Below are 10,794 nucleotides of genomic sequence, written 5' to 3' on the forward strand. Positions count from 1 at the left end.
GCTCCTGTCAGGAGGTCTCGTGCCGCCGGGCGGCCAGGGCGACGGGCAGGGCGGTGAACATCCGGTTGTGCTCGCGCAGCGCCAGCACCGCGTCCAGCGCGGGCAGCAGCGCGGTGCCGCGCCGGCGCGGGTCGGTGCCGTCGGCACGGGCCAGGAGATAGCCGAGGGCCGCGCCCAGCCAGCCGGGGGAGCCCGGTGCCGCGCCGTACAGCGAGCGGTCCCGGTTCGCCCACCACAGGCGTAGGCAGGCGGCGGCGCCGTGCAGCCAGGCGTACCGCTCGGCGAGGTCCACCAGGTCGTTCGGGTCGGCGCCGCGGGCGGTGGCCCGCTCGGTCTGCACACCGAGCGCGGCCACCTGCCCGGCCAGTTCGGCGACCAGCCCCGCGGTGGGGCCGTCGTCCTCCCGCAGCACCTCGCCGACGGCCTCGGCCAGCTCTCCGAGACCGCCCAGCACCGGGTCGGCGCCGCGGGTGACGAGATCGAAGAGGGCCGGCCGGTACGGCGGGAGCGGGGCGCCCGGCGTGAAGACGCTCTCCAGCACGTCCGGCTTCACCTCCGTGCCGCCGGCCGACAGCGTGCGGATCTGCCCCGCGTAGGAACGCAGGTTGGCCAGCGGGCTGGCGTCGATGACCCGCACCACCTGGGCGTCGCGCTGCAGCTTCTGGAACAGCCCGGCGCCCGGCGCCCCGGCCCGCAGCACCGAACGCGTGGCGAGCACCGTCCCACAGCGCCGGACCAGCTCATCACTCGCCTCGGCCACCACGTGCTTGGCCGCCGGACCCCACACGCTGAAGGCCTCCGGCAGTGCGTGCACCCCACGGGCGGCGGCCAGCGCGACCGCGTCCACGGCGATCAGCGCGGCCGAGGCGGCCGCCAGATCCCGGCGCGCGTACGGCGTCTCGCACAGGACGGCCCGCCCGAACCGGCGCTCGACGGCGAAGTCCAGGGTCAGCCGCACCGCGGAGTCCGCGATGCCCAGCGAGCCGGCCATGCTCATCAGCCGGACCGCCTGCTGCGCCTTGATGGCGACCTCCAGGCCCTCGCCCGCCCTGCCGACCCGGGCTGCCTCCGGCACCGGCAGCCCGCTGAACCGCAGATGCGCGAAGTCCATGCCGCGCATCCCGCCGGTGCGCGGCGAGGGCACCCGGGTCAGGCCGCTGTTCTCCGCCGACTCGTCGACGTCCAGCAGGAACGAGGAGAAGGCGCCGGGCCCGCGCTCCCCGGTCCTGGCCACCACGTAGACGGCGGCGCAGCGCTGCCCGTTGCCGACCATCCACTTCTCGCCGTGCAGCGTCCCGTCGTCGGCCAGCCGTACCTCGCCCGCCAGCAGATCGCTGCCGTGCTCCGCCTCGGACAGCCCGAACGCCACCGCCCCGCCGTCGCGCAGGATCTTCGCGACCCGCTCGCGCTGCTCCGGGCTGCCGTGGATCTGCAGACAGCTCGCGGCGATGATGCTGAACATGGTGCCAGGCATGACGTTGACGTCCCGGCGGGATGCGGCCCGTACCAGGGCGATGCTGCGGTCGAACGTCTCGAAGGAACCGCCCCACTCCTGGGGCAGATAGGCGAGATGGAAGCCCGTCGCTCGCAGCGCCGCGCACAGCTCCTCGGGAAACGCGTCGGCCTCGTCGCGGGCCACCGCAGCCGCGAACCCGTACGGATTGTCGTCGTCGTACGGATCGCCCAGCGTCTCCTCCAGCGCCTCGGGCGTCAGCGCGCTCATCGGGCACCTGCCGGGGTCTGGCCCGCCGGGGTCTCCAGCGGAACCGGCCGGTAGTCGGCGCAGGCCGACGGGATGCCCACCCCGGCGACACGCAACTGGGCCAGCCGGGTGTGGAAGGCGGCGCCCCGCAGCAGGTGATGCGCCACGTCGGCGGCCCTGCGGTTGGCGGGGTTCTTCAGATAGCTGCCGGTCACCCAGTCGTTGAAGCCGCCCATCGCCGGGCCGCACCAGATCTGGTAGTCCATGCTCCGGTCCTCGTCACCGGTCACCGCCCAGCGTGAGGCCATGCCCAGATACCAGCGGAAGACGAGCGCCATCCGACGCTTGGGGTTGCCGGCGGCGCGGGTGAGCTGTTCGGGGTCGCGGCGCTCGAAGTAGCCCACGCACTCCTGCCACACCTCCTCCAGCGGACGCCGGAAGATCTGCTGCTCCAGCTTGGCCCGCTCGTCCGCCGGGATCGCCTCCAGGCTGTCGAAGGCCTGGTAGAGCTGGTACAGGCGGCGGGCGCGCATCGGGAACAGCGTGCCCTTCTTCAGCACCTGGAGCTCCACGCCCATCTCGAACATGTCGGCGGCCGGCGCCATGTCGCAGTCGGCGATGCCCGCCTCGGCCAGCTTCGCCCGCGCGGCCGGGGACGCCCCGGACTCCAGGCACGACTGGTTGACGGACCCGGTGACGACATAGGCGGCGCCCATCGAGAAGGCCGCGGCCACCGCGCCGGGGGTGCCCAGTCCGCCGGCCGCGCCGACCCTGACGGGCACCGGGTAGCGGTGCTCGCGCTGGACGGCGTCCCGCAGCCTGAGCAGGGTGGGCAGCAGCACCGGCAGCGGCCGACGGTCCGTGTGGCCGCCGGAGTCCGCTTCCACGGTGATGTCGTCGGCCAGCGGCACATGGTGGGCGAGCCCGGCCTGCTCCGCGGTGATCAGCCCTTCCGTCAGCAGCGCGCTCACGAGGGCCGCCGGCGCGGGGCGCATGAAACGCTCCGCGGTCTCGGGCCGCGACACCTTGGCGATCAGCCGGTTCCCGGCGATCACCCGGCCGTCGGCGCCCCGGGTCAGCCCGGCCAGCCGGTAGCGCACCACATGCTGGGTGAGATCCATGTAGGCGGACGCCTCGACGCAGCGCACACCGTGCGCGAGGAACAGCTCCACCGCCTCCCGCTCGAGTCGCTGCTCGCTCGGCGAGTGGATCAGGTTGACGGCGTACGGCAGGCCGGGGATCTCGGCGGCGAACCGGGTGAGCGCCTTCGCGATCGTCTCCGGCAGCAGGCCGGCCGCGCCGTAGGACGCCAGACACCCGGCCCGGGCCAGCGCGATCACGAGGTCCGCGGAGGCGATGCCGCCCGCCATGGCACCGGCCATGTACGGCTGGCTCACCCCGTGGGCGGCGAGGAAAGCGGCGGAGCCCAGGCGGTGCGGGGGCAGCGGCTGGACCGCGGCGAGCACCTCGGGTCCCGCTCCGCCGGCCACCGCGGCTCCGCCGGACACCACACCGGTTCCGCCCGGGGTCCGGACGACGAAGCAGGGGGCCTCCAGTTCGGCCAGAGCCTGGTAGACGCTCGCGGAGTCGGTGCTCGGGTACCCCTCCCCGGACCAGCGGAGCGGGGGCACGTGCATGGTCATGAAAACGCAGCTCCTTGTGCTGGACGGGCGTCCGGTCAGGCCTCGGCGGCGGAGTCGTCGGCGCAGGAGCGCACCTCGATCGCCACATCGGTGAGTTCGTAGATCCGCAGGCCGGGCTTCCACAGGTCGGCGTCGGCGATCAGCAGCACCCGGTCCGCCTCCCGGCGGACCTCCTTGATGTGCACGTCGAAGCGGAGCTCCCGGTCGTCGCGCAGGATCTGACCCCGGTACTTCCACTTCATCTCCACGTCGGTCGCCATGGCGAAGCGCGGGCGCTCGACGCCCTCGGCGAGACCGCGCTCCAGCACGAACAGCCGCATCGCCTGGAGCACCGCCTCGACGCCGAGCGAGCCGGGCATCACCGGGTCACGGTGGAAGTGGCAGTCGAAGTACCACTCGTCGGGGCGGATCTCCCGGTAGCCGGTCAGATAGCCGGCGCCGTGCCGGCCCCCGTCCTCGACCAGGTCGACACGGTCCACGAGCTGGAAGTGGCCGCCGGGCAGCCGCAGCCGGCCCAGCGCGGGATCGGTGAACACCGGGGCGTCCGAGGGCAGTTCGATCCGGCGCACCCGGTCGTCGGCCAACCGGCCGTGCTCCCGCTCCTGTTCGAGCCACGGTGCGACGTACGTGCCGCTGTCCAGGCCCACCTGGTTGGCCAGCGCGTCGTCGCTGAAGTAGCCGAAGAGCGACTCGCCGGTGTAGAAGACCTCGCCGTCGGCGGACAGTTCGTAGGAGAAGTTCTGCAGTACGGCCCCGGAGACCGCGCTCGTCATCAGCAGCCGGGAGTGGTGGCGGATGGTCTTGCCCCGCAGGTCCACGTCCTTGACGAGCGTGGCGCGGCCGTCGAGGTTGCGGATGGCGTACTCCTCCTGCGGCTGCTTGAGGGTGGCGCCGAGGTAGTAGCCGAGGAAGATGGCCGCCTGGAGCGAGGACTCCATGTACACGCAGTTGGGCATGTGCGGGTGGGAGTTGTGCAGGTAGTACCAGGCGTCGGCCGGCGAGTCGTACTCGGTCACCATCTCCGCTCCGGGGCGCAGATCGCCGCGGGTGCCGGTGAGGGACATGACCCGGTCGACGAACTGGAAGTCCCCGTTGGGGATGTAGGGCGCCCGGCGCGTGCGGTAGACCTCGAACTCGGGGCCCATCGCCATGTCCAGCTGCCCCTTGGCCGCGTGCGCCAGATGCAGCTCGTTGATCATCGCCGGCTCGCCGTCGCGGTTGCGGCGGCCGAGGAACCGCGGCACCCCGCCGGTCTCCGGCCGGTACGGCGTGCCCTCCTTCTCCTGGATCTTCAGGCCCAGGTTCTTCATCCGGACGACCGGCTTGTCGCCCAGGTAGATGAGGACGTCGGCGACCACGGTGGGCCGGGGCAGCAGGGTCAGCTCCATGACCTCGATCTCGTAGCGGATCTCCCGGTCGCGCGGGGTGATCTGACCGCGCACCTGGACGTCGATCCGCCGGTCGGTCACGGTCTGGAACCGGGCGTCGGGCAGGGTGAGGTGCATGCCCTGGTGCAGCAGGTAGATCTGGAGCAGCTGGACCGCTCCCTCGGCGACCAGGGACCCGGCGAGCACCGGGTCGTCGGGGAAGTGGCAGGTGAAGTACCAGGCATCCGGCTGCAGTTGCTTGGTCGCGCTGATCCTTCCGATGCCGCGCGGTCCGCCGGTGCGGTCGACGGTGACCTCGTCGATCATGCGCAGCATCTCGTGCGGGAGGCGCAGCGACGGGTTGACGCCCGGGTCCTGGGCGTGGTCCGGACCGAAGACGTCACCGGGGCGGCCCTGCGCGAGCAGTTCCAGGTCGGCCCGGGTGAGGTGGTTGTGGTCGGTGTAGGCCAGCGGCTTGAACGACGTCCTGGTGAGCGCGGCGCGTGCGGCCTTCTCCTTCGCTGTCATCACGACGCCCAGCGGCGTGGCCAGCTCCGCTTCGCTGAAGAAGCCGGCGCAGGCGTCCTTGAGTTCGAGGATCAGCTCGCCGTCGGCGTAGCAGAGGTAGCTGAAGAAGAAGAGCGTGGTGTCGCCGTTGTGGACGAAGCGGTCGATGGAGATGTCGTAGCGGAGGGTCTGTCCGGTGCGGGGCAGGTCGCCGTGGAAGATCAGGGAGCTGTCGAGCAGACGGTAGACGCGGTCGCCGCGGTTCTTGAAATCGATGCCGAGGTAGCTGACCAGGAGCAGGTCGCACTGTCCGGCCTCGACGGTCACCGCGGGCGGCACACCGCCGTCCACCGCGTACCAGGCATCCTCCGGCACGTCGTACTCGGTGGTGATCGTCGCGGGCTCGAAGACACCGGTCTCGCCCTTGAGGGCCGTGACCCGGGTGACGAAGTGGTACGGGGGCGCCGGGAGACGCACGCGTTTGCCGTAGCCGTCGATGGGCGCGAACTTCTCGCCGAAGACCTTGGCGATGGAGCCGGTCGCGAACTCCAGGAGGTCGGCCTCGTCCCAGATCTCGTCGCCGGTCCTGACCGGGGGAGCGGGGGGCTGCGGCGCCGGGGCGAGGGCCTTGGGCGCGGGGACGGGCGGGGCCGGAAGGGCGGCGGGCGGGGCCGGAAGGGCGGCGGGGGTGGCCGCGGCGGGCCCGATGGCCGGACGTCGTACGGGCGAGGCGGCCGGGGCCGCCTGGGCCGTCGGGGTGCCTCCCGCGTCGAGCAGGGCCTCGGCGCGGCTGAGGGTGGCCTGCTGGAGGACCCGCTGGGTCTCCATGACCACCGAGTGCGTGGTGACGATCTGCTCGCGCAGTTCACGGATGACGTCCGCGGTCGTCGTCGTGCCGGGCGCCGCGGCCGGCTGGGGCCGGGGCGCCCGGCGGGACGGGGCCGAGGGGCGGTCGGCCGGGGTGGCGGGCTCCTGCGGCGCCCAGGGCAGGAACGCGATCGGGTCACCGTCGAAGGTGAGGGTCTCGGGGTCGGCGAGCGTCGGGTCAGCGGGCATGGGCGCTGGCTCCTCCAACGGAACAGGAACAGGAACAGGAGAGACGGGCGGTACGGCAGGCCCGGCCGGGGCTTCGGGCAGGCCGGACAGGCCGGGTAGGGACGAGGCGGCTGCCGTCGTGGACCCGGCGGATGCCGCTGGTGCGGCGGACCGTGCGGCGGGGACCGGTGCCGCGGACCGCACGGCGAGCGAGGCCAGTTCCCTGGCCCCGCGGGCGACCCGGGCCGGAATGGGCTCGCCTCCGCCCACCCGGACCTGCCGGCGGCCCGGCGCCGCGGCCGGCTCGGGGCCGAGCAGCGCGGCCAGGTCGACGGGCAGACCGTGACCGACCAGCCGGGCCACCAGCTGGGCCACCGACCTGGCGGCGGAGCTGCCCCGCCGGTCCACGGGCACGGCCACGTGCGCCGCGTCGCCCAGTGTGTCCCGCACCCAGCGGGAGCAGGTCGCGCTGGGGCCGACCTCGATGAAGTAGCGGTAACCGGCGTCGTAGGCGGTGCGCACCAGACGGGGGAAGTCGATCGTGGACCGCAGGGTGTGCGCGATCCGCCGGGAGATCCGCTTGCGGTCCAGGCCGGGCAGCGCCTGGTAGTCGTAGGCGCTGAACAGCTCCAGATCGCCGAGGGAGCCGGTCGGGTAGTCGTTCAGGCCGGCCAGACCGTCGAGTTCGGCGTCCACGGCGGGGGCGTGCATCACGGCGTTGACCGGGGAGCGGGCCGCCGGGCAGCCCACGTCCTTGATGAGGGCGCGGCACTGGGCGGGATCGCCAGCGATCACCAGTTCGCCGGGCGTGTTGACATGCGTGAGGAACACCCGGTCGTACCGGGTGAGCGCCTCGCGCACCGTCTCCGCGTCGGCCAGCAGCACATGGCTGCCCCACACCTCCTGGTCCGGGATGTCCTCCGGCAGTCCCCACAGCTCACGCACCGTGCGGCGCGGACCGCACAGACGGTCGCGGAAGATCGGCGTATCGCTGATCAGGTTGTCGCGACGGCCCTCGGACAGCCAGCCGCCGGTGGCGAACAGCATGCTGGACTCGCCCAGGCTGTAGCCGAACCCGCCCTGGACGGGGACGCCGAGGACCTCACGGACCAACTCGGTGTACAGGATGGCGAAGCTGGTGCCGGTGGCGAGCATGAACGGGATGTCGTCGCCGAGCGCCGACTCGTGCTCCATCAGTTCGCGCCGTCCGGAAGCGGTCTGCGTCCGCGGGTACAGCAGACGCTCGCGCAGCAGCCGGGCGGGTTCGTCGGTGCGGGCCTCGAACCGGTCCAGCAGCCCGGGGAAGGCGCGGAAGAAGTCCCGCCCGAGGCCGGGGTAGGAGTTGAAGGCGCCCGGATAGACCAGCGCCACCTTTCCCTGCGGGCCGATCGGGCGGCCCGTGGCGAACGACCCGGCCGGCGTGGCCCACTCCTCGCCGCGCGCGAGCGCGGCGGGCAGACCGCGGGCCGCCAGCTCCACCTGGTGGGCGAGCTCGGCCCCGTCTCCGCCGACGAGCACGGCGCGCAGCGCCCCGCCCGGCAGCGCGGCGGCGGCCGTCCGGGCCAGTGCACCGGGATCGGCGCCCTCGGCCAGCAGTTTCCGGTGCTGCTCGACCGAGTCCAGCAGCCCGTCCACCGTGCCGGCGGACAGCGGCAGCACAACCGGGCCGCCGGCCCGCCGCCAGTCGGCCGTCACCGTGCGGCCCCTGGTGGCGTCGGCGGACAGCACCAGATGACCGTGGGCGCCGTCGGCTCCGATGACGTCGACCGCCGCGTACCGGCGGTCCTCGCCGTGCGCCCGCAGCCACGGCCGGGAGTACTCCGGGACATAGAGCGCCGACGCGGCGAAGACGTCGGTGAGTTCCGCCGCGGGCCGGCTCCAGCCGGGGACGCCGGGCAGATAGCCGTGATGCAGGCAGAGCACCGTGCGGATCAGGCCGGCCATGGCGGCCGCGCAGCCGGTGTCGCCGAGCTGCGCCTTGGCGCTCCCCAGGGCCGTACTGCCGGCGCCGGCCGGGTAGACGCGGGCCAGGGCGTCGAGTTCGGCCCGGTCCTGCTCGGCGGATCCGCCCGCGTGCGCCTCCAGGTAGCCGATGTCGGCCGCGGTCACCCCGGCCTCCGCGAGGGCGGCCTCGACGGCCTCGGCCATCGGCTCCACGGCGGCCTCCGGCACGGCGCCGTCGACGGGCATGGCGTGGCGCAGGGCCAGACCGTCGAGCCGGGCGTAGACCCGGCCGCCGGCGCCGGGGCGGGTGACCACCACGGCGCCCGCGCCGTCGCCGATCCGCCGCCCCGGGACGCCCTCGCCGAAGGACAGCCCGGCCTCGGCGACCGCCCCGGGACGCAGCAGGGACTGCTCGGCGGAGCCCGCCAGGTCGACCGCGCCGACCAGGACGGCTTCGATGCCCGGGTCGAGCAGCAGCAGCCGGGCGATCTCCAGCGCCTCGACCGTGCCCGCGGCATGCGCGGAGACGGTGAAGGACGGGCCGGTCAGATTCCACAGCGAGGAGATCTTGCTGGCCATCACGTTGCCGATGAAGCTGAGCACCTCGTTGGTGCTCACGGTGTCGGCCACCGCCTCCCGGGACAGCGCGGCCAGCGCGGCCCGCTGCTCCTCGGTCAGGTCGAGGCCGGCCCGCTCGAACTCACGGCGCAGGAAGTCGCCGAGGCCGTAGCGGGCGATCCTGGCGTGGGTGTAGGGCTCGATCTCCATGTTCACCACGACGGCGATCCGCCGCGGCGGGGGCGCCGACTGCCCCTCGGCGGGCGCCCGGCTGAACCCCGCGTCACGCAGCGCCTCGTCGGCCACCTTCACCACCAGTGCCTGCTGGAGGTTGTACATCCGCAGGTCGGCCGGGGGGATCCGGAGGTCCAGCGGGTCGATGCCGACCCCGTCCACGAAGCCGCCGACCGGCAGCGGGTCCGGTCCCGTACCGGCCCGGTCCAGGGAACCGCCGGGGGTCTGCTCCAGGCCGCGCCAGCGCCGCTCGGGCAGGTCGCGGAAGGCGTCGGCGCCGTCGTGGACGGAACCCTCGAAGGCCTCCAGCGACTCGAAGGAGCCGAAGTGGGCGCCGAGCCCGATGATGTCGAGGTCGGGGGCGGTCACCGGCGGACCGTCCGCCGCCTCCGGCCGCTCGGCGGGCGCGGAGAGCACGGCGTGCGCGTTGGCGCCGCCGAAGCCGAAGGCGGACACCCCGGCCCGGCGCGGCCCGGCTCCCTGCGGCCACTCCCGCCCGGTCCGCACCAGGACGTCGGCGCCGACCCGGCCGTCCTTGGAGGTGACGGGCTGCTCGACGCCGATGGTGGGCGGGATGTGGCCCTCGCCCATGGCGAGTACGACCTTGAGCAGGCCCGCGAGACCTGCGGCGGTGAGCAGATGCCCGATGTTTCCCTTGACGGAGCCGATCAGGGGCACCCGTCCCCGGTCGCCGAAGAAGGCGCTCACGGACTCGGCCTCGGTGCTGTCGCCGACCGGGGTTCCGGTGGCGTGGCACTCCACGTAGTCGATCTCGGCCGGGTCGAACCCGGCCTGCGCGTAGGCGAGTTCGTAGGCCTGGAGCTGGCCGGCCGCCTGCGGGACGAGGAGATGACGGCCGCTGCCGTCATTGGACAGGCCGACGCCGTCCACCACGGCGTGGATCCGGTCGCCGTCGCGCACCGCGTCCGCCAGCCGTTTCACCGCGAGCATGCCGGCGCCCTGACTGGTGACGATGCCGCCGGAACGGGTGTCGAAGGGCTGACTGAACCCGTCCTCCGGGTATGCGTGCAGATCCGAGAAGGACACGTGCAGCAGGCGCGGGTCCGGGGCGCAGACACCGCCCGCGAGCACCAGGTCGACGCGCCCGGTGTCCAGGTGATGGCAGGCCAGCTTCAGCGCGTACAGGGCGGAGGCGCAGGCGGCGTCGAGGGCGTACCGGGGGCCGCCGAGGCCGAGGGCGGCGGCCGCCACCCCGGCGGGCGATCCGCTGACGCGGGCGTTCTCCGGAAGCAGGGCGCTGCGGTCGACGAGCGCCTCGGGGCCCGCCAGCCCGTCCAGCGCGGGCAGCCCGGCCTGGCGCAGACCCGCCAGCACCGCTTCCTGGAACAGCGGCACGCTCCCCTCGGCCGAGACGGGGGTGGGCAGGGAGTAGTTGCCGAGGATCAGGCCGGTCCTGGCCAGCACCTCGGGCCGGTCGGCGTGACCGGAGTCGCGCAGCGCCTCCCGGGCCACATGGAGCGACCAGTGGAAGAGCCGGTCGAGCCGGGCCAGCCGGTCGGGGGCGATGAGATAGCCGGCCGGGTCGAAGGCGAAGTCGTCGATGAAGCCGCCCTGGTGGCAGTAGATGGGGTGGTCCGGGTCGGCGTCACGGGCGTTCGGCGCCGCGCCGAAGATCTCCTCGCCTCCTTCCCGGCGGCTGTCCACCCCGGCACGGAGGTTCCGCCAGAATCCGGCGGGCGAGGCGGCGCCCGGGAACAAGCAGGAGAGGCCGACGATGGCGTAGGTGTTCATGAGAGCTGGGATCCCTTCTGAGGGGACCGCCGGTCCGGACGGTGCGGGGGTG

The 10,794-nt window shown here is 73.6% G+C and carries 3 protein-coding genes; all 3 read right to left on the bottom strand.

Going from position 1 to position 10,794, the window contains the following annotated elements; all coding sequences use genetic code 11:
* Positions 1 to 7: 7 nt before the first annotated feature.
* From ACIBTS_RS12845 to ACIBTS_RS12855, 3 genes are read right to left on the bottom strand one after another with little or no spacing between them, the layout of a single operon-like run.
* Positions 8 to 1,723 carry an acyl-CoA dehydrogenase family protein gene (locus tag ACIBTS_RS12845; RefSeq protein ID WP_399318918.1) on the bottom strand — a complete coding sequence of 572 codons (1,716 nt, stop codon included), beginning with the start codon at positions 1,721 to 1,723 and terminating at the stop codon, positions 8 to 10.
* Positions 1,720 to 3,345: a PfaD family polyunsaturated fatty acid/polyketide biosynthesis protein gene (locus ACIBTS_RS12850; protein WP_399318920.1), complete on the bottom strand. Its 1,626-nt coding sequence runs from the start codon at positions 3,343 to 3,345 to the stop codon at positions 1,720 to 1,722. The genes ACIBTS_RS12845 and ACIBTS_RS12850 overlap by 4 nt, the downstream gene beginning before the upstream one ends.
* A 35-nt stretch (positions 3,346 to 3,380) precedes the next feature.
* Entirely contained in the window at positions 3,381 to 10,742 is a 7,362-nt protein-coding gene (locus ACIBTS_RS12855) for a beta-ketoacyl synthase N-terminal-like domain-containing protein (protein WP_399318922.1), read from the bottom strand.
* Between the last annotated feature and the right edge of the window lie 52 nt (positions 10,743 to 10,794).

This window comes from Streptomyces sp. NPDC050121 (genome assembly GCF_044460385.1).
In the GTDB taxonomy this organism is placed as follows: domain Bacteria; phylum Actinomycetota; class Actinomycetes; order Streptomycetales; family Streptomycetaceae; genus Streptomyces; species Streptomyces soliscabiei.